This is a genomic window from Prevotella sp. OH937_COT-195, from assembly GCF_003932845.1.
In the GTDB taxonomy this organism is placed as follows: Bacteria; Bacteroidota; Bacteroidia; order Bacteroidales; family Bacteroidaceae; genus Prevotella.
The window spans coordinates 39,182-64,944 of sequence record NZ_RQZH01000007.1 but is presented as its reverse complement, the minus strand read 5'-3'; the positions used below and the strand labels follow the sequence as shown (position 1 = coordinate 64,944).

Annotated in this window: 32 protein-coding genes and 1 pseudogene; 25 read left to right on the top strand and 8 right to left on the bottom strand. The window is 45.2% G+C overall.

The window, feature by feature from the left end:
* Positions 1-39: 39 nt before the first annotated feature.
* The 18 genes from rpsH (at position 40) to EII32_RS04435 (ending at position 10,348) form a co-directional block, all read left to right on the top strand.
* Complete coding sequence (gene rpsH / locus EII32_RS04520) at positions 40-435, top strand: 30S ribosomal protein S8 (protein WP_125234258.1); 396 nt, start codon at positions 40-42, stop codon at positions 433-435.
* Between the two features lie 16 nt (positions 436-451).
* The gene (gene rplF, locus EII32_RS04515) at positions 452-1,018 is read left to right on the top strand and encodes a 50S ribosomal protein L6 (protein ID WP_125234257.1); all 567 of its coding nucleotides are present in this window, start codon (positions 452-454) and stop codon (positions 1,016-1,018) included.
* A 20-nt stretch (positions 1,019-1,038) separates the two neighbouring features.
* Positions 1,039-1,383 carry a 50S ribosomal protein L18 gene (gene rplR, locus EII32_RS04510; RefSeq protein WP_125234256.1) on the top strand — a complete coding sequence of 115 codons (345 nt, stop codon included), beginning with the start codon at positions 1,039-1,041 and terminating at the stop codon, positions 1,381-1,383.
* An 8-nt stretch (positions 1,384-1,391) separates the two neighbouring features.
* Positions 1,392-1,907 carry a 30S ribosomal protein S5 gene (gene rpsE, locus EII32_RS04505; protein WP_125234255.1) on the top strand — a complete coding sequence of 172 codons (516 nt, stop codon included), beginning with the start codon at positions 1,392-1,394 and terminating at the stop codon, positions 1,905-1,907.
* A 19-nt stretch (positions 1,908-1,926) separates the two neighbouring features.
* Complete coding sequence (gene rpmD / locus EII32_RS04500) at positions 1,927-2,103, top strand: 50S ribosomal protein L30 (RefSeq protein WP_125234254.1); 177 nt, start codon at positions 1,927-1,929, stop codon at positions 2,101-2,103.
* A 33-nt stretch (positions 2,104-2,136) separates the two neighbouring features.
* The gene (rplO, locus tag EII32_RS04495) at positions 2,137-2,583 is read left to right on the top strand and encodes a 50S ribosomal protein L15 (RefSeq protein WP_125234253.1); all 447 of its coding nucleotides are present in this window, start codon (positions 2,137-2,139) and stop codon (positions 2,581-2,583) included.
* Between the two features lie 6 nt (positions 2,584-2,589).
* Positions 2,590-3,927 carry a preprotein translocase subunit SecY gene (gene secY, locus EII32_RS04490; protein WP_125234252.1) on the top strand — a complete coding sequence of 446 codons (1,338 nt, stop codon included), beginning with the start codon at positions 2,590-2,592 and terminating at the stop codon, positions 3,925-3,927.
* A 16-nt stretch (positions 3,928-3,943) separates the two neighbouring features.
* Positions 3,944-4,732, top strand: coding sequence for a type I methionyl aminopeptidase (gene map, locus EII32_RS04485; protein WP_125234251.1), 789 nt, complete (start codon positions 3,944-3,946; stop codon positions 4,730-4,732).
* 18 nt (positions 4,733-4,750) lie between these two features.
* Complete coding sequence (infA, locus tag EII32_RS04480; protein WP_125234250.1) at positions 4,751-4,969, top strand: translation initiation factor IF-1; 219 nt, start codon at positions 4,751-4,753, stop codon at positions 4,967-4,969.
* Positions 4,970-4,981: 12 nt separating this feature from the next.
* The gene (gene rpmJ, locus EII32_RS04475; protein WP_006950529.1) at positions 4,982-5,098 is read left to right on the top strand and encodes a 50S ribosomal protein L36; all 117 of its coding nucleotides are present in this window, start codon (positions 4,982-4,984) and stop codon (positions 5,096-5,098) included.
* A 105-nt stretch (positions 5,099-5,203) separates the two neighbouring features.
* Positions 5,204-5,584, top strand: a complete 381-nt coding sequence (gene rpsM / locus EII32_RS04470) for a 30S ribosomal protein S13 (protein WP_125234249.1) — start codon at positions 5,204-5,206, stop codon at positions 5,582-5,584.
* Positions 5,585-5,621: 37 nt separating this feature from the next.
* Positions 5,622-6,008, top strand: a complete 387-nt coding sequence (gene rpsK / locus EII32_RS04465) for a 30S ribosomal protein S11 (protein ID WP_125234248.1) — start codon at positions 5,622-5,624, stop codon at positions 6,006-6,008.
* 88 nt (positions 6,009-6,096) lie between these two features.
* On the top strand, positions 6,097-6,705 hold the full coding sequence (rpsD, locus tag EII32_RS04460; RefSeq protein WP_125234247.1) for a 30S ribosomal protein S4: 609 nt from the start codon (positions 6,097-6,099) through the stop codon (positions 6,703-6,705).
* A gap of 16 nt (positions 6,706-6,721) precedes the next feature.
* Positions 6,722-7,714 carry a DNA-directed RNA polymerase subunit alpha gene (locus EII32_RS04455; RefSeq protein ID WP_125234246.1) on the top strand — a complete coding sequence of 331 codons (993 nt, stop codon included), beginning with the start codon at positions 6,722-6,724 and terminating at the stop codon, positions 7,712-7,714.
* 46 nt (positions 7,715-7,760) lie between these two features.
* On the top strand, positions 7,761-8,237 hold the full coding sequence (rplQ, locus tag EII32_RS04450; RefSeq protein WP_125234245.1) for a 50S ribosomal protein L17: 477 nt from the start codon (positions 7,761-7,763) through the stop codon (positions 8,235-8,237).
* A gap of 270 nt (positions 8,238-8,507) precedes the next feature.
* Entirely contained in the window at positions 8,508-9,371 is an 864-nt protein-coding gene (locus EII32_RS04445) for a glycine zipper family protein (protein WP_125234244.1), read from the top strand.
* A 143-nt stretch (positions 9,372-9,514) separates the two neighbouring features.
* Positions 9,515-9,877, top strand: a complete 363-nt coding sequence (locus EII32_RS04440) for a VOC family protein (RefSeq protein WP_125234243.1) — start codon at positions 9,515-9,517, stop codon at positions 9,875-9,877.
* Between the two features lie 15 nt (positions 9,878-9,892).
* Positions 9,893-10,348 carry a DUF2867 domain-containing protein gene (locus EII32_RS04435; protein WP_125234242.1) on the top strand — a complete coding sequence of 152 codons (456 nt, stop codon included), beginning with the start codon at positions 9,893-9,895 and terminating at the stop codon, positions 10,346-10,348.
* A 194-nt stretch (positions 10,349-10,542) separates the two neighbouring features.
* Here EII32_RS04435 and EII32_RS04430 read toward each other — a convergent pair.
* From EII32_RS04430 to EII32_RS04420, 3 genes and pseudogenes are all read right to left on the bottom strand, one after another.
* Positions 10,543-10,746 (bottom strand): annotated as a pseudogene (locus tag EII32_RS04430) (PcfJ domain-containing protein); the annotation flags it as partial.
* A gap of 612 nt (positions 10,747-11,358) precedes the next feature.
* Positions 11,359-12,702, bottom strand: a complete 1,344-nt coding sequence (gene gdhA / locus EII32_RS04425; RefSeq protein ID WP_125234241.1) for an NADP-specific glutamate dehydrogenase — start codon at positions 12,700-12,702, stop codon at positions 11,359-11,361.
* A 161-nt stretch (positions 12,703-12,863) separates the two neighbouring features.
* Positions 12,864-13,241 (bottom strand): septal ring lytic transglycosylase RlpA family protein, encoded by a 378-nt coding sequence (locus EII32_RS04420; RefSeq protein WP_125234240.1) that lies wholly within the window; start codon positions 13,239-13,241, stop codon positions 12,864-12,866.
* A gap of 531 nt (positions 13,242-13,772) precedes the next feature.
* Here EII32_RS04420 and EII32_RS04410 point away from each other — a divergent pair.
* The 5 genes from EII32_RS04410 to EII32_RS04390 all read left to right on the top strand — a co-directional run bounded on the left by EII32_RS04410 (position 13,773) and on the right by EII32_RS04390 (position 18,697).
* Positions 13,773-15,572: a MutS-related protein gene (locus EII32_RS04410; RefSeq protein WP_125234239.1), complete on the top strand. Its 1,800-nt coding sequence runs from the start codon at positions 13,773-13,775 to the stop codon at positions 15,570-15,572.
* Between the two features lie 291 nt (positions 15,573-15,863).
* On the top strand, positions 15,864-16,034 hold the full coding sequence (locus EII32_RS12360; RefSeq protein WP_199741393.1) for a hypothetical protein: 171 nt from the start codon (positions 15,864-15,866) through the stop codon (positions 16,032-16,034).
* Between the two features lie 250 nt (positions 16,035-16,284).
* A complete protein-coding gene (locus EII32_RS04400) occupies positions 16,285-16,968 on the top strand; it encodes an MIP/aquaporin family protein (protein WP_125234237.1) in 684 nt (227 codons plus the stop codon).
* A 290-nt stretch (positions 16,969-17,258) separates the two neighbouring features.
* On the top strand, positions 17,259-18,440 hold the full coding sequence (locus EII32_RS04395; RefSeq protein WP_125234236.1) for a phosphoribosylaminoimidazolecarboxamide formyltransferase: 1,182 nt from the start codon (positions 17,259-17,261) through the stop codon (positions 18,438-18,440).
* A 65-nt stretch (positions 18,441-18,505) separates the two neighbouring features.
* A complete protein-coding gene (locus EII32_RS04390; RefSeq protein ID WP_125234235.1) occupies positions 18,506-18,697 on the top strand; it encodes a hypothetical protein in 192 nt (63 codons plus the stop codon).
* Between the two features lie 107 nt (positions 18,698-18,804).
* Here the strand turns inward: EII32_RS04390 and megL are convergent, their stop codons facing one another.
* Complete coding sequence (gene megL / locus EII32_RS04385) at positions 18,805-20,004, bottom strand: methionine gamma-lyase (protein WP_125234234.1); 1,200 nt, start codon at positions 20,002-20,004, stop codon at positions 18,805-18,807.
* 319 nt (positions 20,005-20,323) lie between these two features.
* Between megL and EII32_RS04380 the strand changes: the two genes are divergently transcribed.
* A complete protein-coding gene (locus tag EII32_RS04380; RefSeq protein WP_233582303.1) occupies positions 20,324-21,325 on the top strand; it encodes a class II fructose-bisphosphate aldolase in 1,002 nt (333 codons plus the stop codon).
* A gap of 31 nt (positions 21,326-21,356) precedes the next feature.
* Here the strand turns inward: EII32_RS04380 and EII32_RS12080 are convergent, their stop codons facing one another.
* From EII32_RS12080 to EII32_RS04365, 4 genes are all read right to left on the bottom strand, one after another.
* Complete coding sequence (locus EII32_RS12080) at positions 21,357-21,500, bottom strand: hypothetical protein (protein ID WP_158611125.1); 144 nt, start codon at positions 21,498-21,500, stop codon at positions 21,357-21,359.
* 128 nt (positions 21,501-21,628) lie between these two features.
* Positions 21,629-22,705, bottom strand: coding sequence for a DUF4831 family protein (locus EII32_RS04375; protein ID WP_125234233.1), 1,077 nt, complete (start codon positions 22,703-22,705; stop codon positions 21,629-21,631).
* A gap of 29 nt (positions 22,706-22,734) precedes the next feature.
* Entirely contained in the window at positions 22,735-23,469 is a 735-nt protein-coding gene (locus tag EII32_RS04370) for a DUF4831 family protein (RefSeq protein ID WP_125234232.1), read from the bottom strand.
* Between the two features lie 51 nt (positions 23,470-23,520).
* Positions 23,521-25,038, bottom strand: a complete 1,518-nt coding sequence (locus EII32_RS04365; protein WP_125234231.1) for an NAD(P)H-hydrate dehydratase — start codon at positions 25,036-25,038, stop codon at positions 23,521-23,523.
* Positions 25,039-25,167: 129 nt separating this feature from the next.
* Between EII32_RS04365 and hpt the strand changes: the two genes are divergently transcribed.
* Complete coding sequence (gene hpt, locus EII32_RS04360) at positions 25,168-25,704, top strand: hypoxanthine phosphoribosyltransferase (protein ID WP_125234230.1); 537 nt, start codon at positions 25,168-25,170, stop codon at positions 25,702-25,704.
* Positions 25,705-25,763 lie beyond the last annotated feature (59 nt).

The window sequence follows — 25,763 nt, the reverse complement described above, 5'->3', positions numbered from 1 at the left end:
TGTCGGGGTAGTCCCGATTAATTAAACATTTTATATTTTATGACAGATCCAATAGCAGATTATCTGACGAGGTTGAGAAACGCAATCATGGCCAATCACCGTGTTGTGGAAGTTCCGGCTTCAAACTTGAAGAAAGAAATCACAAAGATTCTCTTCGAGAAGGGTTACATCCTGAACTATAAGTTTGAGGATGACGGTCCTCAGGGGACAATCAAGGTTGCCCTGAAGTACAATCCCAAAACTAAGGAGAGCGCAATACGCTCCCTCAAAAGAGTGTCAAAACCGGGACTTCGCAAATATACCGGTTACAAGGACATGCCGAGAGTAATTAACGGACTGGGTATCGCAATAATATCCACGTCTAAAGGTGTAATGACTGACAAAGAGGCTTCCGTACAGAAGATAGGCGGCGAGGTTCTTTGCTACATTTATTAATGGGGAGGGCTCGCAAATGTCAAGAATAGGTAAATTGCCAATAGCAATCCCTGCTGGAGTTACTGTTACTCAGAACGACGGTCTCGTTACCGTTAAAGGTCCTAAGGGAGAACTTTCACAGAAAGTGGATTCTTCCATCATTATGAAGATGGAGGATGGTCAAATAGTTTTTGAGGTTGATGAGAAAAGCCCGGTAAACTACAAGCAGAAGAACGCGTTCCATGGCTTGTATCGCGCATTGGTCAACAACATGGTTGTTGGTGTGAGCGAAGGGTACAAGAAAGAACTCGAACTTGTCGGCGTGGGTTTCCGTGTATCGAATCAAGGAAACCTCATGGAATTCCAACTTGGTTATACGCACCCAATCTTCTTGCAACTTCCGAAAGAAGTAAAGGTTGAGACAAAGATGGAGCGTAACCAAAACCCTCAGATTATTTTAGAGTCTTGCGACAAGGAGTTGCTCGGACTCATTTGTGCTAAAATTCGTTCTTTCCGTATGCCGGAGCCTTATAAGGGCAAGGGTATCCTGTTCAAAGGCGAGGTTATACGCAGAAAGTCCGGTAAATCGGCTTCTGCAAAATAATTTTAATTGATTTTACTATTATGACAACAAAGAAAGTAGAAAGACGAATTAAGATAAAGTTCAGAATTCGCAAGAGCGTGAATGGGACAGCAGAGCGTCCTCGTCTTAGCGTGTTCCGCAGCAACAAGCAGATATATGCGCAGGCCATCAACGATTTGACCGGTACAACTCTCTGTGCTGCATCTTCTCTCGGAATGGAGAAACTGCCAAAGAAAGAACAGGCAGCCAAAGTGGGCGAGTTGTTCGCAGAGAAAGCAAAAGAGGCAGGTATCACACAAGTGGTATTCGACCGTAACGGCTATCTCTATCACGGACGTGTTAAGGAATTGGCAGACGGTGCCCGTAAAGGTGGACTTAAATTCTAAATATTATTATGGCAATGAATAATAAAGTAAAGATAAATAGTGACGTTGAGTTGAAAGACCGTCTGGTCGCCATTAACCGAGTTACCAAGGTGACAAAGGGTGGCCGCACCTTTACATTCGCAGCAATCGTTGTAGTCGGAGACGGCAATGGCGTCATCGGCTGGGGGCTTGGTAAGGCAGGCGAAGTTACCGCCGCGATAGCAAAAGGTACTGAGGCTGCAAAGAAAAACCTTGTGAAAGTTCCCGTATTGAAGGGTACCATCCCACATGAGATGGAAGCACGATACAGTGGTGCACATGTGTTCTTGAAGCCGGCTTCCGCCGGTACCGGACTTGTAGCCGGTGGTGCCATGCGTGCAGTACTCGACAGCGTGGGTGTTACGGATGTGCTCGCAAAGAGCAAGGGGTCTTCGAACCCGCACAACTTGGTAAAGGCTACCATACTTGCACTAACCAAGATGCGTGATGCATATACCGTGGCAGGAATGCGCGGCGTGGATATGAAAAAAGTGTTTAACGGTTAAAACTTAGGAGGTTTCTTATATGGCAACATTGAAAATAAAGCAGATAAAGAGCAAGATTGGTGCTCCCATTGACCAGAAGCGTACGCTGGAGGCACTTGGTCTGCGCAAGATTTCTCAGGTGGTAGAACGTGAGGACACTCCTTCTCTCCGTGGCATGATACGCAAGGTTCATCATCTGGTAACCATTGTAGAGTAAACTTATAGTCTAACGTTTAAACAGTCAACAATTATGAAATTGAATAATTTAAAGCCGGCACCGGGTTCTACACATGCCCGCCGTCGCATCGGTCGTGGTCCTGGTTCGGGTTTGGGTGGAACATCAACCCGCGGACACAAGGGTGCAAAGGCACGTTCCGGCTATAAGAGAAAGATCGGATTTGAAGGTGGTCAGATGCCATTGCAGCGTCGTGTTCCGAAGTTTGGTTTCAAGAACATTAACCACAAGGAATACTTCGCAGTAAACCTATCGACTCTTCAGAGACTTGTGGATGAGAAGCAACTGACCAAGATTGGTATCAAGGAACTTGTTGATGCCGGACTAACAAACGACAAGGTGCTTGTTAAGATCCTTGGTAACGGCGAACTTAAGGCTAAGATCGACGTTGAAGCAAACGCTTTCTCTAAAACTGCTGAAGAGGCCATTAAGGCAGCAGGTGGTAACACAACTATAATCTGATCTTAAATGAAAAAGTTTATTGAATACCTGAAGAATTGCTGGAGGGTAGAGGATCTGCGCGAGCGAATCCTCATTACCGTCCTGTTTGTTGCAATATATCGTTTCGGATCGTTCGTGGTGCTTCCGGGCATCGATCCCGGCGACCTCGAGAGTTTGCAGAAACAGACGGCAGGCGGACTTATGTCCCTCCTCGACGCATTCTCAGGAGGAGCATTCTCCCACGCGTCAATATTCGCATTGGGAATCATGCCGTATATCTCGGCTTCCATTGTGATGCAGTTGCTCGCCGTTGCTGTGCCTTATTTCCAAAAGATGCAGCGTGAAGGAGAGAGCGGACGTAAGAAGATACAGTGGTACACGCGTATCCTCACGGTAGGTATCTTGCTGTTTCAAGCTCCGTCTTACCTTATCAATCTTCGTGCCCAATCGGCAGGAGCACTTGCCACAGGTATTTCATGGAATTATTTCATCATCGTCGGAACGATAATTCTCGCCGCCGGCAGTATGTTCATTCTATGGCTTGGAGAGCGCATAACTGACAAAGGTATCGGAAATGGCGTATCAATAATAATTATGATTGGTATCATTGCACGTCTCCCACAGGCTTTCATACAGGAAGTGGGTTCGCGTTTCACTGCCATAACCGGTGGTGGATTGGTAATGTTCATCATAGAGATACTTATACTGTATATTGTCGTCTGTCTTGCAATCCTGCTTGTACAAGGAACTCGCAAAGTTCCCGTGCAGTATGCAAAAAGACTCGTGGGCAACAAGCAGTATGGAGGTGCACGCCAGTACATTCCGCTGAAGTTGTTTGCCGCAAACGTGATGCCTATCATCTTTGCACAGGCGTTGATGTTCATTCCGTTGACGATTATAAATTATGTTACCGAACCCGGCTTCATAATGCGCAACCTGATGGATCATCGCAGTTTCCTGTATAATATCGTATTCGCAATCCTTATAATTGCTTTCACATATTTCTATACGGCAATTACGCTTAATCCCACTCAGATGGCAGAAGACATGAAACGCAACAACGGTTTTATTCCCGGTGTTAAGCCGGGCAAGCCTACGGCAGAGTATATTGACACCGTGATGTCACGCATCACGTTGCCCGGTTCTCTGTTCATTGCCTTCATAGCCATAATGCCGGCACTCGCAGGCTTCTTGAATGTACAGGATGCTTTTGCGCAGTTCTTCGGCGGCACGTCGCTCCTCATTCTTGTCGGTGTCGTAATCGATACCTTGCAGCAGATAGAAAGCCGGTTGCTCATGCGCCACTACGACGGCCTGCTCAACTCGGGTACGTCGCGTCAACGTGGCGGTGTCTCTGCTTACTAACTCTTTTCTGCTTTAGATGAAGATATTTCTTAAGACAGAAGATGAAATCGAGCTAATGCGCCGGGCTAACCAACTTGTTGGCAAAACGCTCGGCGAATTAGCTAAACATATTAAACCCGGTGTTACCACACTTCGGCTTGACAAAATCGCAGACGAATTTATCCGTGACCACGGTGCAATTCCCACTTTCAAGGATTTTCCCAATCCTTACGGAACGCCGTTCCCGGCAAGCATCTGCACATCGGTTAACGATGCGGTGGTTCATGGAGTACCAAGCGAAAGCGAGGTGCTGAAAGACGGAGACATAATCTCCATTGATTGTGGAACACTGCTTGACGGTTTCAACGGCGACTCGGCCTATACTTTCTGTGTCGGCGAAGTTGCGGACGATGTGAAGAAACTCCTCAAGACTACACGTGAGGCTCTTTATCTCGGAATACAGAATGCTATTGCAGGTCGTCATCTCGGAGATATAAGCAGTGCCGTACAAACCCATTGCGAGAAAGAAGGATACGGGGTGGTGCGCGAACTTACAGGACACGGCATAGGTCGTGAAATGCACGAAGACCCGCAAGTACCCAATTACGGTCGCCGAGGCAACGGAGTATTGCTTAAGGCAGGCATGTGTATTGCGATTGAACCCATGATAACAATGGGCGACAAGAGCATATACATGATGCCGGACAGATGGACAATACGTACTCGTGACGGAAAGCCCGCAGCACATTTCGAGCATACCATTGCGATAAGACAGGGAAAGGCAGAGATTTTATCAACTTTCGAGGAAATAGAAAACATTAATTAATAGGACAAGAAAACATACATGGCAAAACAAGGGGCTATAGAACAAGACGGAACTATCATCGAGGCTCTCTCGAACGCAATGTTTCGAGTAGAACTTGAGAATGGTGTGCCAATAATAGCGCACATATCCGGGAAAATGAGAATGCACTACATCAAGATATTACCTGGCGACAAGGTCAAGGTGGAGATGAGTCCCTACGACCTTACAAAAGGCAGAATAGTATTTAGATACAAATAAACTTAGAGAGAAATGAAGACAAGAGCATCATTAAAGAAGCGCACCCCCGACTGCAAAATAGTACGTCGAAAAGGTCGCTTGTTCGTTATCAACAAGAAAAACCCGAAGTATAAACTGCGTCAGGGTTAAAGTTAAATAAGCATAAAAAGGCAGAAGTCTCAAATATTCTTCTTAACTTTGCATGCTTTTTAGCAGGTTTTTGAAATTTAACACATTATTTTTTCATTTAAAACAATGGCAATAAGAATTGTTGGAGTAGATTTGCCCCAGAACAAACGTGGCGAAATCGCATTGACTTATATCTATGGTATAGGTCGAAGTAGTTCAGCAAAGATATTGGATAAAGCCGGTGTGAGTCGCGACCTCAAGGTTAACGAGTGGAGCGACGACCAGGCAGCCAAGATCCGTGAAGTTATCGGCGCTGAGTACAAGGTAGAAGGTGATCTCCGCAGCGAGATCCAGATGAATATCAAGCGACTGATGGATATTGGTTGCTATCGTGGAGTCCGTCATCGTAACGGCCTTCCCGTTCGTGGTCAGAGCACCAAGAACAATGCCCGTACACGCAAGGGCAAGAAGAAGACTGTTGCTAACAAGAAGAAGGCCACTAAGTAATTCACAATTATCAATTTAAAATTAACAATTAAGAATTATGGCAAAGAAAACAGTCGCAAAAAAAAGAAATGTGAAAGTTGACGCTCTTGGTCAACTTCATGTACACAGTTCTTTCAATAATATCATAGTAACATTGGCAAACGGTGAGGGACAAGTTATTTCATGGTCTTCGGCAGGTAAGATGGGTTTCCGCGGTTCCAAGAAAAACACTCCTTACGCAGCACAGATGGCAGCAGAGGATTGCGCCAAGATTGCATACGATCTCGGTCTCCGCAAGGTGAAAGCCTACGTCAAAGGGCCGGGTAATGGTCGTGAGAGCGCAATTCGCGCCATTCACACCGCAGGTATCGAGGTAATCGAAATTGTTGACGTTACACCGCTGCCGCACAATGGCTGCCGTCCTCCGAAACGTCGTCGTGTATAAAATTCAGTTTCCTGAGATTTGCAATCATCGTATTGTACAATCCCAAGAAGAAATGAAATAATAAATAAAGAATTTATATCAAAGTATTATGGCAAGATATATTGGACCGAAATCAAAAATTGCACGCCGTTTTGGTGAACCCATATTCGGCGCAGACAAAGTTTTGTCCCGGAGGAACTTCCCTCCCGGACAGCATGGCCAGAACCGTCGTCGCAAGGTGTCGGAGTATGGGGTCATGTTGGCAGAGAAGCAGAAGGCTAAATACACTTACGGTGTGCTTGAGCGTCAGTTCCGCAACTTGTTCGACAAGGCAGCCAAATCGGGTGGTATAACCGGCGAGGTTCTCTTGCAGCATCTCGAGTGCCGTCTTGACAACATTGTGTTCCGTCTCGGTATTGCTCCTACTCGTGCAGCTGCTCGTCAGTTGGTAAGTCATCGTCACATTGTTGTTGACGGTAAAGTAGTAAACATCCCTTCTTATTCGGTAAAGCCGGGACAGATAGTCGGCGTACGTGAGAAATCAAAGTCTCTTGAAGTAATCGAGAATGCACTCGCAGGATACAACCACAGCAAGTATCCTTGGATGGAGTGGGACAGTGCCTCAAAAAGCGGCAAGTTCCTCCATGTGCCTGATCGTGCCGACATTCCGGAGAACATCAAGGAGCAGTTAATCGTAGAATTATATTCTAAGAACTAATCAAATCATTAAATTAATGGCGATATTAGCATTTCAAAAACCTGATAAAGTAGTGATGCTGGAGGCAAACGACAAATTCGGCAAGTTCGAATTTCGTCCTCTTGAGCCGGGCTTCGGTGTTACCATAGGTAACGCCCTGCGCCGCATTCTCCTTTCATCGCTCGAGGGCTATGCCATCAACACCATCAAGATTGCCGGTGTTGAGCATGAGTTCTCATCCGTTCCCGGTGTAAAAGAAGATGTTACCAACATCATCTTGAATCTGAAGCAAGTTCGCTTCAAGCAAGTAGTAGAAGAATTTGAGAACGAGAAAGTTAGTATCACCGTAGAGAATTCCACCGAATTCAAAGCTGGTGACATAGGCAAGTATCTGACTGGATTTGAAGTGTTAAACCCGGATTTGGTGATTTGTCATTTAGACTCAAAGGCATCGATGCAAATCGATCTCACGATAAACAAAGGACGCGGATATGTTCCTGCCGACGAGAATCGCGAGTTCTGCACCGATGTCAATGTAATTCCAATCGATTCTATTTACACCCCCATCCGCAACGTCAAGTTCGCAGTAGAGCCGTATCGTGTTGAACAAAAGACCGACTACGACAAACTCGTTCTTGAAGTAACGACGGACGGTTCCGTACACCCGAAAGATGCACTTAAAGAGGCAGCCAAGATCCTCATCTATCACTTCATGCTCTTCTCTGATGAGAAGATCACCCTTGAGAATACAGACGTAGAGGGTAATCAGGAGTTTGACGAGGAGGTTCTTCACATGCGACAGCTTCTCAAGACGCGTCTTGTTGACATGAACCTCAGTGTTCGTGCCCTTAACTGTCTGAAAGCAGCCGATGTTGATACACTCGGCGACCTCGTTCAGTATAACAAGACCGACCTCTTGAAATTCCGCAACTTCGGTAAGAAATCGCTTTCAGAGCTTGATGATTTGCTCGAGAGTCTGAATCTACAGTTCGGAACCGACATTTCAAAGTATAAACTGGAGAAGGACTGATTCATTTATATAATGTGAACTCCTTTTCCGAAAGAAAAACAAAAAAATGAGACACGGTAAGAAATTCAATCACCTCGGTCGTACTGCCGATCATCGTCACGCATTGCTTGCAAACATGGCAATTTCGCTGATTGAGCACAAAAGAATCACTACGACCGTTGCCAAGGCCAAGGCACTTAAAAAGTATGTAGAGCCACTGATAACTCGTTGTAAGGACGACTCAACCAACTCGCGCCGCGTAGTGTTCCGCTATCTGCAGAACAAAGAGGCACTGAAGACTCTCTTCGGAGAAATCTCACAGAAGGTTGGCGACCGTCCGGGCGGATACACTCGCGTGATAAAACTTGGAGCACGTAAGGGCGATGGCGCAGAAATGGCTTTCATCGAACTTGTGGACTTCAATGAAAACATGGCAAAGACTCCCAAAACGGCAGCAAAGCGTACGCGTCGCGCCGGAAAGAAGTCTGCACCGAAAGCAGCGGAGACTCAGTCGGAAACAACAGAAGAGGCAAAGGCAGAATAAGTGTAAAAACTTTAATAACTATCATAAACTCCCGTCCTACCTTGAAAAGGGGACGGGAGTTTTTTTATATCTGTCTGCTGTTTGCATTAATGTCATCTTGCCCAGCGATTTCCGACTCGTTTTCCCGATTTAGGGTTTTCCCTATGTTAAAATAGGGAAAACGGCATCATCGTTTCATGGGAAATTAATATCTTTGCTCTGACTAACAAGATGTTCCATGGAGATTTCTTTTGCGGGGCATAATTATATAAACTAAAAAACGTGGTGAGTATGAAAAAGGTTTTATTTGCAGTGATGCTTTCAACTATCTTGTTTAGCGGTTGCACAACATACACCGGTGCCGGTGCTTATCGGGGGGCAGGCATAGGAGCAATGATCGGTTCTGCAATCGGTGGTATCACCGGTGGCGCACGAGGCAGCGATATTGGTACTTTGGTAGGCATGGCGGGCGGTGCCGCCGTAGGTGCTGCAATAGGCAGTTCTTACGAGGATTCGAGATTGAAACGTATGGATGAAGTTCGCGAGCATCGTTATCGCGACTATCAGTATGAACGTTCCGATATTGACCGGTGCGAGGAATATCGGCAGAGGAATGAAAACAATGATGCGGTGTATAATTTTGAAAATAACGGCACAGAGTTTTCTTTAGATCCCGTCAAAAGTGGCGATGACCGCATATACGATTATAATGACAATGACTATAACAGTGGTTACAGTGCTTCGACACCACGCTCTTTCGACCCGTTGTACGGCAGTGACAATGGGGTAAGTGCCACTTTCAATCCCAAATTGGAGATACGCAATGCCCGTTTTGTTGACGATGATATGGACAACACATTGCGTGCATCCGAGATGAGCAAGATTATATTCGAGGTTTATAACAACTCCGACAGAGTATTGTACGATGTACAGCCCGTTGTCGAGGAAGTATCCGGTGCAAAACATATTTATATCTCTCCGTCTATTCATGTCGAGAGCATTGCTCCGCACCGCGGGATACGATATACTGCCACCATTCAGGCAGGCAAGAGACTGAAAGACGGCAATGCCCGTTTCCGTATCCGTGCCATTCAGGGCAACGAGCAAGTTACGTCGCGCATCACGGAGTTCGATGTTCGCACGAGTCGCCGCTGATGGTTAAAAGGGCTTCGTTTGAATATGAAGTTTTTGGGGTGTATTAAAACTTATAAGAAATAAGTTCTCTCAATATCTTTGTGCACCCCTTAAACATATATTACTATGAAAATCTTAATTTATCGAACTCACGTTAATTTATTATGAAACCGGGAAAGATATATGCTTGCTGGATTTATGTAAGTGACTTACAGAAGTCAAGGCAATTTTATCAAGATATGGGCTTCGAGGTCAAACTGACAGATGGAGATTGGATAGAGTTTGATTTAGGTGAAACTTCATTCGCTATATTGAAAAGACATGCAAACGAGGGTGATGTGATTCCAAGCAAAACAAGAATTATGTTTGAAACTGATAACATAGAACTTGTATATGAGGAATTAAAGAATAAAGGAATAAAGACGATTGGAGAAATAAGAACAGAATCTTACGGAAAGTTATTGACCTTTGAAGACCTTGACGGTCATTGGTTGGAATTTTACCAAAAACTTCCTTGTGATGATTAAAAATGAAAAGAGAATATGATTAAAATGAAAAGACTGCCAAACAGTCTTATCTATAATTACATTCCGTATGATTATACTGATTCCTATGTAAAAACCGTTTCATGTCAAGAACCGGTAATGGCAGAGCAGTTTTTCGATATGGCATTCAACCATCCTTTGAATTGGGTAAAGACATTGCAAAAAATGAGAAAATGTTTTGTAAAACCACTGAAACTTGATACCGATAGCGGCTTATGTGATATGATATGTGAGAGAGATACGAATGAGATAGTTTTCGGCAAAACAGACAAACATCTCACTTTTCACACGTCTCTGCTATGTGGCAAATATTTCAATGGTAGGCAGGAACTTCGGATAACAACGGTAGTAAAGTATTATAATGCGTTAGGAAGAATTTATTTCTTCTTTATTCGTCCGTTCCATATCGTTGTTATAAAATCTCTATTGAATAGGATTGCAAAAAGCATATAGACTATTTCAAATAGGCAGAGATACGGGATATTGTTTTTTTGTTACTTTTGAGCCGTTTCATTTTTTTCATTGGCGGATAGGGTGATGGCATTTTTCGAGCAAAACTCTCAACAATATGTGATTACCCTTATAAGTATTTGAGCTATCTCGTTCACCCACGAGTTGTTGAGAGTTTTGCTCGAAAAATGCCATACGATGGTATCTATCCGCTTCCCCTTAATGAAAGCCGAAAGGATAAGTGGGTGCTCTTTGAGATAACAGGCATTAGCGAATGCACAAGGATGTATTGTTACACCTTCTTCCTAATGCTCTTTTATATATTCCAAAATGTGGAATTGTATTGTGCCGTCTGTGAAACGGATACCGAAGAATTTGGATTTGAGTTCTCGGAAACGTTTTTATGAGGTCGCACTACATTGACTTGTCCGTAACGGGTATATCCCTTGCAGATAAGGACAGTACCGGATTAAGCAATTCTTCTTATACCTGACTCACGTTAATTGATTTGTCGCGAACTGTTGGAACATATCGAACAACAAAGTAATTCTGCCGATTTTGCAGACCAATTCCGCCGAAATTGCAGTGCAAAATCGGCGAAATTGTGATTGTAAAGAATACGAAATGCGGAAATGTTGTGACTTAAAAGGATTCTGAAAGGATTTTAATTGATGTTTGTGTCTGCTGAAAACATTTTGACGTGTGTCAAAATATTATTGTCGTGTTTTATTTTATAATAAAAATGTCAATATCAAATCTGCGGTAAATGTTTCTTCGGAAACAGTATTTATAATGTGTTTTTTCTTGTTGTATTATCCCGAACCGGGTTTGTATCGGGAGACATTTTAATTTGTTCAGAACTCTGTTTACACCCTATTATTTTGATTTTATATTGAATAAAGATTAAAAACATGAAAGTATTGAGATACGATTTGCATGCGGATAAAAAATCCGAGCCAATCTCACGACCGACTCGGATTAGAATTAAAAACATTTAGAATATAGAGTGCATTTTACACAATTCCTTGATCGAGCATTGCCTTTGCCACTTTCATGAAGCCGGCAATGTTGGCACCCTTAACGTAGTCAACAGTGCCGTCGGGCTGTGTACCGAACTTAACGCACTGCTCGTGGATGCTTTCCATAATCCAATGGAGTTTGTTGTTAACCTCTTCTGCAGACCAACTCAGGTGAGCGGCGTTCTGTGTCATCTCGAGTCCGGATGTTGCCACACCACCGGCATTTACTGCCTTGCCCGGAGCGAAGAGGATACCGTTGTTTTGGAAGAAGTGGATTGCGCCCGGCTGGCATCCCATGTTGGAAACCTCGCAGCAGCACCAGCAGCCGTTAGCCTTCAATTCCTTGGCGTCGTCTTCGCTAAGTTCGTTCTGGAATGCGCATGGGAGAGCGATGTCGCAAGGAATGCTCCATGCTTTCTTGCCTGCGGTGAACTTTGCTTTGCCGGGGAATTTGGTAGCCATATCTTCAACCTTGTTGCGGTTTGAAGCGCGCATTTCGAGCATATAGTCGATCATTTCGTTTGTTATGCCCTCGGGAATTTCGCAAACACCGTCCGGTCCGGAGATTGCCACAACCTTTCCGCCGAGTTCCGTTGCCTTCTGCGATGCACCCCAAGCCACGTTACCGAAGCCGGAGATAGCGATTTTCTTGCCCTTGATGTCCTTGCCGGCTTTCTTCAGCAGATGCTCTGTGAAATAGAGTGCGCCGTAGCCTGTTGCTTCCGGACGGAAGATTGAACCACCCCATTCGAGTCCCTTGCCCGTGAGAACACCGGTGTGATACTCGCGTGTCAGTTTCTGGTACATGCCGTTGAGGAAGCCGATTTCGCGACCGCCAACACCAACATCGCCTGCGGGAATGTCCTGATCCGGACCGATGCAGTGAACCAGTTCGAGCATATATGCCTGACAGAAACGCATGATTTCGGCATCAGACTTGCCTACTGGGTCGAAGTCGGAACCACCTTTGCCGCCACCCATCGGGAGCGTTGTGAGTGCGTTCTTGAATGTCTGTTCGAAACCGAGGAATTTAAGCATTGAAGGAGTAACAGCCTTGTGGAAGCGGAGACCTCCTTTGTACGGACCTATTGCGCAGTTGAACTGTACGCGGTATCCGATGTTTGTCTGCACTTCGCCTTTGTCATCAACCCAGTTCACACGGAAAGTGAAGATGCGATCCGGCTCAACCATTCTTTCTACGATTTTTGCCTTCTCGTACTCGGGATGCTGATTGTAAACTTCTTCGATAGACTCAAGTACTTCCTGCACTGCCTGCAAGTACTCCAACTCGCCCGGATGCTTCTGCTCCAAGGCTTGCATGATTTTTTTAACTTCCATAGTATGTTTAAAAAAATATTTAAAGGTTTAATATTGACATTTTGTCAAGTAGATGCAGCAAAATTACTGGTTTTATTTGAAACCTACAAGTAAAAGCGGAAAAAAAATATCCCATCACTTACTTTTTGTTAAAAAGGAGTATAAATAAAGGATTTGTATTACTATTTTGCCTTTACTTTTTTGTTTTCTTCCCTTACCACTTCCACTATTACCTTTGCCACTCCTTGTGCCAGTATTCCTATTTCTTTTGCTGCCTGCCAAGACAAATCTACCACCCATCCTTTTGCATACGGTCCTCTGTCGTTTACTCTTACCACCACGCTTTTTCCGTTCTTTATGTTCGTGACTTTGAGTTTTGTTCCCATAGGGTGCTTTTTGTGAGCACAAACCAGTCCGTAAGCATCGTGTCTTTCTCCGCTTGATGTTTTGCGCCCGTGCGCTTTCAGTCCGTAGTAACTTGCTATACCTTTTTCTTGTGCAACGGCATTTGTCATGCACATCGTAAGCATAATGATAATAATGCTGATAATTTTCTTCATTGTTTTAATTTTTTCCGGTCTTGTCACACTTACCGTTTAAGTCTTTTTCGGGAGTCCTTTTACCGGGTTATTACTATGTTCTATTTTATTTTGTGCGCTGCAAATATAATAACAAAAAGGCACATTAATCGTTTTTGTCGTGCTATTTTATTGAAAATTAAGGATTTGCAAAACTTGTTATGTCTTTTCGATGTGTGAAACCATCAATTCGTGGAGCAGTCATGTCGAAAATCCGTTGTTGTACGAAAGTATTGCAATATGGTTTGTTGCGGGCATGTGTTTTTGTTTACTCTTTGAATATGTGTTTGGCAGATTATGTCATCTTTCATTCGGCACTTGGTTGATTTATGTCAAGAAAATAAGGAAAATAGAAATTGTTTTATTGTAATATTTGCAATTGTGTGCGAGAACAACTACCTTTGCATCGTGTTTTTCATAGTATTAGATTTAAGGTTAACAAAAAGGTTGGAGTACGGCGGTACTCCTTTCTTTTGTTATATGCTTGAATAAGAATAAATTACTACGTTGAAAATGAATGGGAATAAGAATGAAATAAAGAAATTGTATAACGAAAATGCGACGCGTATGGCTTGCGAGATAAATGTGCGAAAGACTCGCAACCGTCTTTTTGTCGCCGGTGAGTTAGTTTCTTTTTGCGCTGCAGTGGCAGCATTTGTGGCTTGGGCATCGGGCGGTTTGCATGCCCCGATGTTGTTTCTCGGTTTTGCCTTGTTGTTGTCGTATACCGTAGTAAGGCATTTTGACACGCTCAATATGCGTGCCACGGAGCATCTCGAAGCCTTGCGCGCGTATTATATAAATGAGGTGGAGGCGTTGGAAGGCAGGTTTTCGCTGTTCGATGACGGTGCCGGTTTTGCCGATACGTCCCATGCCTTTACTTTCGACCTTGACATTTTCGGAGGCGAATCTCTCTTTCAACGCATTTGCCGTTGTGTCACCCCCGGCGGAAAGGCTCGTCTTGCAAGACATCTTTCGACCCTTCCGACTGACAAGAACACCGTTCTCGGTCGTCAAAAGGCAATCGCCGAGATGGCAGACATGGAGCAGTGGCGTGCCGAGTGGAACTGTAATGTCTCCGCAGGACTTCCGCCTGTCGAACTTTCTTCCGGCGAGTCTGTGGTTCTTTCTCTTCCATCGTTTTTCTCTTCCACTTTTTCCCTTGTGTTCTCCAATATTGCCATGACCGGTTTTACGGTTTCGGTATTGCTTGCCGTATTAGGCATTATTCCCTCATCGATACCGATTTTGTGGGCTATAGTCAGGCTGGGCATTGTTATCGGTGTCACGAGCAGTCCGCTCAGGCTTATCAGCATGCGTGGTGAGAAACTGCTTCGTTCGCTTCGAGGATACATACCCCTGGCGAGACTTCTTTGTGATGCTCCTTTCCGCACTCCTGTATTGGTTTCTTTGCAGCAAGAACTTAAAGACGACGGCGATGCCCTTGAGGCTTTCGACGAACTGCGTCGCATACTCGAAGGATACGACCGTCGTGGCAATCTGCTCGGCATGGTACTTTTCAACATACTTTTCCTTAGCGATTTTTTTCTTGTCCGCCGTTACCAAAGGTGGCATTCGCGTTATGCGGGCAGGGTTGGAAAATGGCTTGATGCAATAGCCGAGACAGACTCGCTGGTATCCATGTCAACATTCACATACAACCATCCGGAGACCTCTCTTCCGATTATTTCCGACGGGGAGAGAGTGGTTTGTGAAGCACGCGGATTGTGGCATCCGTTCCTTGGCGATGATGCCGTACCCAACGATTTTACAATTCTCGACCGCAATTACTACATCATAACCGGTGCCAACATGGCAGGAAAAAGCACTTTCTTGCGCGCCATCGGTATCAACTATGTTATTGCGATGGCCGGAATGAGAGTATTTGCCTCGGAGATGAATGTAGGCATGTTCAATCTCTTTACCTCTATGTGTACCACCGACGACCTGCAGCATGGCATAAGTTATTTCAATGCCGAATTGCTTCGTCTCAGTCAATTGCTTGCCAGTGTAAAAGACAACCCGCCGTGTACCATGATAATACTCGACGAGATACTGAAAGGAACCAATTCACTCGACAAGCTGAACGGCTCGCGTATGTTTCTTGAGGCTGTCAGCAAACTTCCCGTCAGCGGTGTGATAGCAACCCACGACCTCGAATTGTCGCGTATGGCAGAAAGCAACAATCGTTTCCACAATCATTGCTTTGAAATAGAACTTGGAGAGAGTGTTACCTATGGTTATAAAATTACCGATGGAGTGGCAAAGAACCAAAACGCAACTTATCTGTTGAAGCGTATCCTTGATAATTGACAGATGTTTGGTCTTTGTGTCAATTGGTAACATAAAAGAGTTTTGTGAAAACAAACTGAAAGGGATTTTTGTGCTATGATGCTTGATTTAAATCAATAAAGTGGCATTTTGTTGCATTTTGTCATTAAAATATTTGCATCGTATTGAAAATGTCGCTATCTTTGCATCGTGTTTTTCATAGTATTAGATTTAAGGTTAACAAGGTTGGAGTACGGCGGTACTCCTTTTTTTATTTCTGTAAGTCTGCAATGTTTAAACCCAAATCTGTCATTAGACCGCATTTTCTTAGATTTGCCATTGCCGTTACGCTTCCCGACTGCTTTAGCCCGCTTGCTGCCATCTGCGCAGCCATTACATCTCGACGCAGCCCGCTACGCCTTCGATGAAACGGCTGCACATCTGCCCAACAATCGGACAAAATCTGTTGAGGGTTCTAATGACCGATTTGGGTTAAAACAATAATATACAAGCGTTTGGCTTTTTATAAACTTTTCTCTGCTTTTATCTTCTTGTTTCTTTTTGTTTTTCTTACGTCTGACATGAGTAGTGCCGCTACATTTTATATACAACGGACATACAGAAAACCAATTTATGGTTAATCAATATTGGACAGAAACTTATAATTGGGATATATAAGAATTATTTTTTGTCATGGTCTTGCTTTCTAAAAATAAAAAGACTATATTTGCATTACATTATAATTTGTAAGCAGATGAAAAAATATTTGGCAGAAGCATTGGGTACGATGGTGCTTGTATTCATGGGTTGCAGCGCGGCAATATCGCTGGGGTGTGACAACGGCATACCCGAAAGCGTAATAGGAACGGCAACAGCTTTCGGTATTGCCGTGATTGCAATGGCCTATACCATAGGCGGCATATCCGGTTGTCACATCAATCCTTCCATAACTCTTGCAGCGTTCCTTACAGGTCGCATTAACGGAAAGGACGCTGCCATGTATGTCCTTTCGCAAGTCATCGGAGGCATTGCCGGTTCTGCCGTTCTCTATGCGCTTGTCAATTCGGCAGGTCTTGTCGGAATTTTTGCCAACGATCTTCAAACCAACGGTGCAGCCGCAATTCCCGTGTTTGGCGGTCTTCTTGCCGAGATGCTCTTTACATGTGTGTTAGTCTTTGTTTTTCTTGGTGCCACTTCAAAGACCAATGGTACGACAAACAACTTTGCAGGTCTTGTCATCGGTCTTGCATATCTCCTTGTACATCTCTGTTGCATGCGCTATACCGGTACGTCTGTCAATCCGGCTCGTTCCGTCGGTCCCGCGATATTCCAAGGTGGCACGGCACTTGCACATCTTTGGATATTCATCGTCGGCCCCACAGTCGGCGGTGCCGTGGCAGCCTTGTTGTGGAAAATCGTTGCCCCTTCCGGGAGATAAAGAATGAAAATAACAGGACAGGCTTTGTCTTCTCTTCATAATTCTTTAATCGGGAAAATTAAGATAATGTAAATACGGTACACCAATTGAAAAACTTTGTAATTGGCAGTCGTAACGAGTGTAAGAATAGTTATTTAACTTGAATATACATAGAACCATTTATACCTTTTCTCATATTGAACCGGAGTGTTATATTGACGTAAAATGCGAATTTAACGAATAATTGTCGTTAAATTCGCATTTTATTATTAAATTCGCACCCATATTAGTCAAAGAAAAAAATATCGAGAATGAAAGAACTGACATTGAAATACGGCTGTAACCCCAACCAAAAGCCATCGCGAATATATATGCAGGAGGGAGAACTGCCTATCGAGGTAATGAACGGGCGTCCCGGATACATCAATTTTCTCGATGCGCTGAACTCATGGCAGTTGGTGCGAGAACTGAAAGCGGCAACGGGACTGCCTGCCGCTGCATCGTTTAAACATGTTTCGCCGGCAGGTGCTGCGGTGGGACTGCCGTTGAGCGACACTTTGAAGAAAATATACTTTGTCGATGACTTAAACATCGAACTTACACCGATTGCATGTGCATACGCAAGGGCACGCGGAGCCGACCGCATGAGTTCGTACGGCGATTTCGTGGCACTTAGCGATACTTGTGATGCCGCAGTGGCAACGCTCTTGAAACGTGAAGTGAGCGATGGTGTGATAGCCCCCGGTTTTACCGATGATGCTTTGAAGATATTGCGTGACAAACGCAATGGAACGTACAACGTGATAAAGATAGATCCCGACTATATGCCTGCCTCTGTGGAGGCGAAGCAGTGTTTCGGCATAACTTTCGAACAAGGGCGTAATGAGATACGGCTTGACGACCCCGCACTTTTCGAGAATGTACCCACGCGAAACAAGACATTCGGCGACGATGCCCGCCGCGATCTCATTATCGCGCTGATAACTTTAAAATATACACAGAGCAACTCGGTATGCTATGTCAAGGACGGACAAGCGATAGGCATTGGTGCAGGGCAGCAGAGCAGAATACACTGCACTCGCCTTGCCGGCAACAAAGCCGACATCTGGTGGTTGCGGCAGCACCCGAAAGTAATGTCGTTGCCTTTCGTTGATAATATTCGCCGTGCCGACCGAGACAACACAATCGACATTTATGTCGGTGACGATTGCGAGGATGTTCTGCGCGATGGTACATGGCAGATGTTCTTTAGAGAGAAACCCGAGCCTCTCAGTCTTGAAGAGAAAAAGGAGTGGCTGTCACGTTTAACCGGTGTGTCTCTCGGCAGTGATGCTTTCTTCCCGTTTGGCGACAATATAGAGCGTGCCCGCAAGAGCGGAGTGCAGTATGTGGCACAAGCGGGCGGATCGGTACGCGATGACAATGTTATAGAGACATGCGACAAGTACGGCATAGCCTGTGCTTTCACCGGTGTGCGTCTGTTTCACCATTGATGGATATTTGGAACGGGTGTATGCCATTTCATTTTTCATGTTAAACCAATAATTTACAACAAACCATGTCTGATTTCGATGATATTTTGATGAACGGCATCAACTTCGGCAAAGGAGGTCCGAAGAAAGTTGCCGAGGAGAAAGTTAAGACCAAGGCGAAGAAGAAAAAATACATAACCGGTGCCCACGGTAGCGGCTCTGCCATGCAGAAAGCAAAATATAGAGAGCAGAGATCCAACAGACGCAAGGGCAAATAGCATTGTGTAAAAGTATCTTCTGCGCAAAATTGTGTGGTATTATAAAACGAATCAGGCGGGAAAAGCATTGCAAGTCCCGCCTGATTCGTTGTTATTGATACGATGAATTATATCTTTTTGAATGCGTGTTCGAGATCGGCAATTATGTCTTCGACATCTTCAAGACCGATTGACAGGCGCACGAGACCTTCCGGAATGTTCGATGCGGCGCGCTCCTCCGGAGTGTATGGCGAGTGTGTCATCGATGCCGGATGTTCTATAAGGGTTTCCGTGTCGCCGAGACTTACTGCCAACGAGCATAGGTGTACGTTGTTGATGAGTGTGCGTCCGGCTTCCAGACCGCCCTTTACCTCGAATGCAATCATAGATCCCGGTTTCTTCATGTACTTCTTTGCGAGGTCGTATTGCGGGAAACTCTTCAATCCCGGGTATGCGATACTTTCCACCTTCGGGTGTTTTTCTAGGTATTCTGCCACTTTCTGTGCGTTCTCGCAGTGGCGATCCATGCGTACATGGAGAGTTTTTAGACCGCGATTTATTAAGAATGCTTCGAACGGACCGAGTACCGAACCTGTCAAATCCTTAACGCCTACGAGTCTCACTTGGTCTATATATTCTTTTGTTCCCACCACAAATCCGGCAATAACGTCGCCATGTCCGTTTAGGAACTTTGTCGCAGAATGAACCACCATGTCTGCACCATGCTCCAATGGACGGCAGAGGTACGGTGTGCAGAAAGTATTGTCCACCATTACGCGGCATCCTTCTTGGCGGTGTGCAATTTCGGCAATTGTCTCAATGTCGGCAACGTGCATGTTCGGGTTTGCCGGTGTCTCCACATATACTAATTTTGTGTTCGGGCGTATTGCTTTTTCCACTTCCTTCGGGTCGCGCATGTCAACGAATGTCACGTCAATGCCGTAGCGTTTCAGTCCGTGTTCCATGAATGCGTATGTGCACCCGTAAAGTGTTTTCCCGGCAACAATATGGTCTCCTGCTTGCACGCAAACCCATATAGCCGATGTGATTGCACCCATCCCGGAAGAGGCACTCATGCATGCCTCGGCACCTTCGAGCGATGCCACTTTCTGCTCCACGGCAGTGCAGGTTGGATTCCCGAGGCGGGTATAAATATATCCGTCCTCTTCAAGTGCGAAGCGTCGGCCTCCCTGTTCGGCGTTGTCAAATATGAAAGTAGATGTCTGATAGATTGGGGCGGCCAATGTGCCATACATGTTTTTCTCTGCACCGACGTGTACCGCCCTTGTTGCAAATCCTGCTTTTGCAATTTCTTCTGTTGTCAACATAGTTGTTTTTTATTTAAGGTTTAAAATTAAGTTGTAAACGTTTGTGAAACATTTTGTCACATACAAGGTTAAGGTATCCAATACCTTTATTTCATATAATAACGTTTGTTGTGTAAGTTTATTATATTATTTGTAATGTAAAACGTGCAACTTTTAAATTTAATTTTGGGCATCTGTTTAATAATACCAATCTTTACTTATGTCAAATATGTTTCAAAGGTTTATAAAAACATGGAAACTCTTGGTAAAGACGAAATAAAGTGTTATCTTTGCAAAAAATAAACAGGATATCATCATTATTAAATTTTATTTATTGATTATGGTAAATTACAAAAATCTTGGTCTTGTGAACACACGCGAAATGTTCAAGAAGGCCGTTGCCGGCGGATATGCGATACCGGCATTCAATTTCAACACCATGGAACAGATGCAGGCCATCGTGCAGGCAGCCGTAGAGACAAAGTCGCCTGTTATCATGCAGGTGTCAAAGGGTGCGCGTAATTATGCCAACGCAACCATCCTCCGTTATATGGCCGAGGGTGCCGTGGCATACGCGAAAGAATTGGGTTGCGAGAAGCCTGAAATAGTGTTGCATCTCGATCACGGAGATTCTTTCGAGATTTGCAAGGACTGCATAGACTGCGGTTTCTCAAGCGTTATGTACGATGGTTCGTCACTTCCTTTCGAGGAGAATATCGCCATCACGCGTCAGGTTGTGGAATATGCGCATAAGTTTGACGTTACCGTTGAGGCAGAACTTGGTGTACTTGCAGGTGTGGAAGATGATGTGGTTGCCGAGGAGAGCCACTACACAAAGCCCGAAGAGGTGATAGAATTTGCCACTCGTACAGGTTGCGACTCGCTGGCAATATCCATAGGAACAAGTCATGGAGCATACAAGTTCAAGCCGGAGCAGTGTACGCGCGACCCGAAGACCGGTCGTCTCGTTCCTCCACCGTTGGCTTTCGATGTTCTTGCGGAGATAGAGAAGAAACTTCCCGGTTTCCCGATAGTACTTCACGGTTCGTCTTCCGTTCCGCAGGAGGAAGTTGAGATTATTAACAAGTTTGGCGGAAACCTCCCCGACGCGGTTGGTATCCCCGAGGAACAACTGCGCAGGGCTACGAAGAGTGCTGTCTGCAAGATTAATATAGACTCTGACAGTCGTCTTGCCATGACAGCCGCAGTGCGCAAGCATCTTGCCGAGCACCCTGATCATTTCGACCCGCGCCAGTACTTGAAGCCGGCTCGCGAGAGCATGAAGAACTTGTATGTCCACAAGATAGTGAACGTTCTCGGTTCCGACAACAAACTCGGATAAGGCACAAACATTGGTCGTTTATTTTGACGGCTTATAATAACAATCCCCGTATCTCGTATGAGGTGCAGGGATTTTTTTGTATTGTGGTTGCCTCTGTCGGCTGCCCCTTGATAACAAATGCCGCTTTTTCACGCCGGTATATCGTTGTCCAAGAAAGTTCTCTTTTGTTATTCATGTTGGCAGATGAATCCCGTATAAAGTCTGCCTCGTAAAAAATAAAGGGCTTTCTGCATCACGCAGAAAGTCCCTTGTTGTGTTTTCATAATATTTGATAAAAGGTAATTGCTTTCGAGCACCGGTTTGTTACTTTTTTAATAACTCCGTCTTAATGTGTTCCACGGCACCCGTGGTAGGGTCAAGTATTAGTTCGGCGCGTATCTTTTTGTTGAAAAGTTCGCCACTCAGATTAATGAGCGTGCCGAACTGTGCCGCCCAAAACTCGTATGGTGTAACGGTGTATTTGTCAGACAATGTATGTATTGTGGCGCGCACTCTGCCCGGTACGGTTACGCGCAGCCCGATGTCGTCCTTATCGGGTTTGATGTTTCCGATTGGAATTTCGGGTTCCGGCATCTGTTCCTTCAAGTTCTCTATGTCAATATAATAAGGAGAACCGGCAAGGTCGTCGGCATCGAGTATGCCGAGTTTCTCGGAGAAGCGGAACAATATCAGGTCGTTCACCTCTTCGGTGGGCACATACCTTATAACTGTCTGCGTTGTGTCGCGTGTCGTTGTGCCGCAGAACATTTGCAGGAGTGCCCGTTCCTGTGTGTCGAGTTGTTGCAACATGATGCGCAGTTGTTCCCCGTCTTTCGGCATGAACTCTGCTTTCCCGCGTGTCAGTTCGTTGCGGCTGTCGCGTATGTCATAAATCTCGTGCGCCGTTAGTTCCGCCATCTTAGCCTTGCTTGCAGCCGCGAGAATTTCCTGATTTAAGAATTTTCGCGGGTCTTGCCTTGGTATTGCGGTTTGTTTTTCAAACGGAACGAAATCCTTTACAGTTTTTCCCTCGGTGTTTATTGCCGTGAGTATGCCGTTGCGGTCTATCTCCGCATGGTTTATGCAGTGTTTAGCGTCGGCTTGGAGCACGAAATATCGTGCCGTGTCCCTCACCGCTTCCGTTGCCATCGATATGCTCACAATCTTGTAGTGCTCGCTTTTTGTCTGCGGTGCATCGTTCTTTTTCAGGTATCGTCCGGCATATATGCACAACTCTCCGGGCGTTACGGTGGTTTTCTCCACCAGTACGCTTAGTCTTAGCGATGTCTTTGGCAGGAAATACGAGTACCCCTCCTGTGTTTGAATTATTTGCTGTGTTTTCGCCATCGCAGCCGTCATTAATACTATGGCAAATGCTGTTGCGGCAATGAATTTGTTCATTTTCAAAAAACTTTGTTCTTCTTTTCGCGTTATTTCAGCATTTTTAATTCTCCCGTCGTCGGACTAAGTTCGAGCGAGTATTTCTGTCCTTTCTCAAAGAATATGCCGTTTATTGCCTCCACCTTGCCGAATTGTGCAACATATATTTCCTGTGTTAAAAGGAAGTTTTTCCCCTTTTCGAGTGTCAATGTGGCCTTTCCGGGCAGGTTTACGAATATATTGGCATCGTCTTTTTTATTCTTCTTTGTTTTTATTGTTGCCTGCGGGGTATAAACTTCGTGGTTGTCCTTGATTGACAGATAGTAGGTGTTTGCCAACTCTCCTTCCCCCAAGAACACTCCCTGATCGCGAATTACATTACAGATGGGCACGCGCTTTACCCCCTTTACGGGTATGTAGATTGCCGAAATTTCCACTATGTCAGGTTCGGAAGACACCCTTTCCTTGATGTCTTTTACCTTTTCCTGTTTTTTTTGTTTCACTTCTTTGTTCACTCCGAGCAGTACCCCGTCGTCATTTTTGCATATAAAGTCTATCGAGTGGTCTTTATCTATATTTGCCTTGTAATGTTTCGTTTCGTCCGGAACACCGAACAGCGATGTCCTTACGCTTTCAATGGCATATTCCGTATTATCCACCGGCCCGCTGCGCTTTATCTCGAAAATAAATTCTATGCCCGTCATTGGCAGATAGTAGTCGTTTCCCTGCGCCGTCGCACATACTGCGAACAGCATGGCTATTATTGATAAAATTCCTTTTCTCATATAATAATTGTTTCGATTTAGTATGTTAATATATCACAACTTTACTTTTTCTCAATCTTTCAGTCTGTCGAATGCCTTGGGCATATATTCTATTATGTCTGTTGCCATGAGACTTTCCTCACCCTTGTCTTTTGCCGCGAGGTCGCCTGCGAGTCCGTGCAAGTACATTCCCAGCATGCATGCATCGGCATGCTTGTATCCCCGTGCAAGTAGTCCGGTTATGATACCCGTCAGCACGTCTCCGCTTCCTGCCGTTGCCATTCCTGCATTTCCGGTGCTGTTGAACATTATGCTTCCGTCCGGCATGCACAATGCCGAGTGATGCCCTTTAAGCAATATGTATGCTTCGAGATGTTCTGCCATGTTGCGTGCTTTCGAAAGTCTTTCGTAACTGTCGGCACATTGTGCTCCGTTAATTCTGTCGAATTCTCTCGGGTGCGGCGTCATTATTACTCCCTTTGGCATCTGTTGCAGCCATGCGCGGTGGTTTGACAGAATGTTCAGTGCGTCGGCATCGACCACTATGGGGCACGAGGCTCGCCTTATCTGCGAGATCATCGCTATTGCCGTTGTCTCCACCTGTCCCAGTCCGGATCCTATGGCCATTGCATCGAAATCCTCGGTGGCTATGGCATTGCCGATATATGTCTCTTCGTGGTCGAGGTTTACCACGGCCTCAGGCACCGATATTTGTATTATGTCGTTGTTCCTTCGCGGCGTGTGTACCGTAACCTTGCCCGCACCGGCTCTGTAACATGCCTTTGCCGCCATTGCCGCAGCCCCCGCCATGCCGAAACTCCCCGCCACGACGAGTGCGCTGCCCATGTTGCCTTTGTGCGAATAAGGGTCGCGTGGCAGCAGCATTTGTCTCACGTCGTTTTCTTCCAATATTCCGTATTGTGCCTTTATTAACTCTGTTCCTTCGGCACTCAGTCTTATGTCGAGTACTTTGAGTCTGCCTGTGAACTGTTGGTTCTCCGGGAATAGGAATGAGAGTTTCTTGTGTTGCAACGTGAGTGTGATGTCTGCCTTTACGATGTTGGCACGCACGTTGTAGGTATTGTCCTCGGTCATAAGTCCCGACGGCATGTCGATGCTTACCACTTTTGCCGCAGATTGGTTGATATATTTCACGAGCAAGGCAAACCCTCCGGCGAGCGGTTTTGTCAGTCCCGAGCCGAACAGTCCGTCTATCACCACCGTATCCTCATCAAGTTTCGGCGGGTCGAACTCCTGTGTAACCTCGGTGAACTGCATGATGCGTTTCGACTCGGCAATCCTTTTCTTGTTCGTGGCACACTCCTCGCTTAGTTTTTTGTTTATGTTGAAGAGATATACGCTTATCCGATACCCTTGCTCTGCAAGCAGGCGCGACACGGCAAGCGCATCACCGCCGTTGTTTCCCGGCCCGGCAAACGCCACCATGGGAGTCTGTGTAGTCCACTCCTCGCTGATGGCACGAGCCAATGTCTTGGCGGCACGCTCCATGAGGTCTATTCCCCGTATCGGCTCGTGTTCTATGGTGTATTGGTCGAGTTCGCGTATCTGGTTGCTCGTAAAAATCTTCATCACGATGCAAAAATACAAAAAAATGAATACAGAAACCAAAAGTTTCGGAATAATTTTGTGTTTTTCTCCAATAATAGATAAAAAGATGGAATATTTTAGTACTTTTGTCGCAAAATAAATAGAAAACTTATGTCCGTAGTTAAAATTTTAGACAAAACGTTCAAGACTTCTATTCCGGAAGCAGAGATAAAAAAACACGTAAAGGAAGTGGCAGACCGCATAAACCGAGACATGGCGGGTAAGAATCCGATACTTATTGCGGTGCTGAACGGCTCGTTCGTTTTCGCAGCCGACCTTATGCGCATGATAACCATACCTTGTGAGATTTCGTTCGTGAAACTTGCATCGTATGAGGGAACTACATCGTCCGGAAAGATAACCGAGGTATTGGGGATTAACGAAGACTTGAGCGGTCGCACGGTAATCATCGTGGAGGACATTGTGGATACGGGGCTTACCATGAAACGAATGGTGGAAACGCTCGGAACGCGCAATCCTGCCTCAATACACATCTGCACGTTGCTGTTGAAACCGGAAAAACTTAAAGTCGATCTCAACATAGAGTATGCAGCGATTGAGATACCTAACGATTTCATAGTGGGCTACGGACTCGACTACGACCAGCAGGGACGCAACTTGTCCGATATCTACACCGTGGTGGAGTAGTTGTCTGTCAATTTCCTACCGAAAGACTCCATTATTTTATAACATAAACAAGGCAAACA

What these genes read in the sequence shown, in the direction of transcription:
- rpsH (WP_125234258.1), top strand. Translation starts at nt 40, where the DNA reads ATGACAGATCCAATAGCAGATTATCTGACGAGGTTGAGAAACGCAATC.
- rplF (WP_125234257.1), top strand. Translation starts at nt 452, where the DNA reads ATGTCAAGAATAGGTAAATTGCCAATAGCAATCCCTGCTGGAGTTACT.
- rplR (WP_125234256.1), top strand. Translation starts at nt 1,039, where the DNA reads ATGACAACAAAGAAAGTAGAAAGACGAATTAAGATAAAGTTCAGAATT.
- rpsE (WP_125234255.1), top strand. Translation starts at nt 1,392, where the DNA reads ATGGCAATGAATAATAAAGTAAAGATAAATAGTGACGTTGAGTTGAAA.
- rpmD (WP_125234254.1), top strand. Translation starts at nt 1,927, where the DNA reads ATGGCAACATTGAAAATAAAGCAGATAAAGAGCAAGATTGGTGCTCCC.
- rplO (WP_125234253.1), top strand. Translation starts at nt 2,137, where the DNA reads ATGAAATTGAATAATTTAAAGCCGGCACCGGGTTCTACACATGCCCGC.
- secY (WP_125234252.1), top strand. Translation starts at nt 2,590, where the DNA reads ATGAAAAAGTTTATTGAATACCTGAAGAATTGCTGGAGGGTAGAGGAT.
- map (WP_125234251.1), top strand. Translation starts at nt 3,944, where the DNA reads ATGAAGATATTTCTTAAGACAGAAGATGAAATCGAGCTAATGCGCCGG.
- infA (WP_125234250.1), top strand. Translation starts at nt 4,751, where the DNA reads ATGGCAAAACAAGGGGCTATAGAACAAGACGGAACTATCATCGAGGCT.
- rpmJ (WP_006950529.1), top strand. Translation starts at nt 4,982, where the DNA reads ATGAAGACAAGAGCATCATTAAAGAAGCGCACCCCCGACTGCAAAATA.
- rpsM (WP_125234249.1), top strand. Translation starts at nt 5,204, where the DNA reads ATGGCAATAAGAATTGTTGGAGTAGATTTGCCCCAGAACAAACGTGGC.
- rpsK (WP_125234248.1), top strand. Translation starts at nt 5,622, where the DNA reads ATGGCAAAGAAAACAGTCGCAAAAAAAAGAAATGTGAAAGTTGACGCT.
- rpsD (WP_125234247.1), top strand. Translation starts at nt 6,097, where the DNA reads ATGGCAAGATATATTGGACCGAAATCAAAAATTGCACGCCGTTTTGGT.
- EII32_RS04455 (WP_125234246.1), top strand. Translation starts at nt 6,722, where the DNA reads ATGGCGATATTAGCATTTCAAAAACCTGATAAAGTAGTGATGCTGGAG.
- rplQ (WP_125234245.1), top strand. Translation starts at nt 7,761, where the DNA reads ATGAGACACGGTAAGAAATTCAATCACCTCGGTCGTACTGCCGATCAT.
- EII32_RS04445 (WP_125234244.1), top strand. Translation starts at nt 8,508, where the DNA reads ATGAAAAAGGTTTTATTTGCAGTGATGCTTTCAACTATCTTGTTTAGC.
- EII32_RS04440 (WP_125234243.1), top strand. Translation starts at nt 9,515, where the DNA reads ATGAAACCGGGAAAGATATATGCTTGCTGGATTTATGTAAGTGACTTA.
- EII32_RS04435 (WP_125234242.1), top strand. Translation starts at nt 9,893, where the DNA reads ATGATTAAAATGAAAAGACTGCCAAACAGTCTTATCTATAATTACATT.
- gdhA (WP_125234241.1), bottom strand. Translation starts at nt 12,702, where the DNA reads ATGGAAGTTAAAAAAATCATGCAAGCCTTGGAGCAGAAGCATCCGGGC.
- EII32_RS04420 (WP_125234240.1), bottom strand. Translation starts at nt 13,241, where the DNA reads ATGAAGAAAATTATCAGCATTATTATCATTATGCTTACGATGTGCATG.
- EII32_RS04410 (WP_125234239.1), top strand. Translation starts at nt 13,773, where the DNA reads ATGAATGGGAATAAGAATGAAATAAAGAAATTGTATAACGAAAATGCG.
- EII32_RS04400 (WP_125234237.1), top strand. Translation starts at nt 16,285, where the DNA reads ATGAAAAAATATTTGGCAGAAGCATTGGGTACGATGGTGCTTGTATTC.
- EII32_RS04395 (WP_125234236.1), top strand. Translation starts at nt 17,259, where the DNA reads ATGAAAGAACTGACATTGAAATACGGCTGTAACCCCAACCAAAAGCCA.
- EII32_RS04390 (WP_125234235.1), top strand. Translation starts at nt 18,506, where the DNA reads ATGTCTGATTTCGATGATATTTTGATGAACGGCATCAACTTCGGCAAA.
- megL (WP_125234234.1), bottom strand. Translation starts at nt 20,004, where the DNA reads ATGTTGACAACAGAAGAAATTGCAAAAGCAGGATTTGCAACAAGGGCG.
- EII32_RS04380 (WP_233582303.1), top strand. Translation starts at nt 20,324, where the DNA reads ATGGTAAATTACAAAAATCTTGGTCTTGTGAACACACGCGAAATGTTC.
- EII32_RS12080 (WP_158611125.1), bottom strand. Translation starts at nt 21,500, where the DNA reads ATGAATAACAAAAGAGAACTTTCTTGGACAACGATATACCGGCGTGAA.
- EII32_RS04375 (WP_125234233.1), bottom strand. Translation starts at nt 22,705, where the DNA reads ATGAACAAATTCATTGCCGCAACAGCATTTGCCATAGTATTAATGACG.
- EII32_RS04370 (WP_125234232.1), bottom strand. Translation starts at nt 23,469, where the DNA reads ATGAGAAAAGGAATTTTATCAATAATAGCCATGCTGTTCGCAGTATGT.
- EII32_RS04365 (WP_125234231.1), bottom strand. Translation starts at nt 25,038, where the DNA reads ATGAAGATTTTTACGAGCAACCAGATACGCGAACTCGACCAATACACC.
- hpt (WP_125234230.1), top strand. Translation starts at nt 25,168, where the DNA reads ATGTCCGTAGTTAAAATTTTAGACAAAACGTTCAAGACTTCTATTCCG.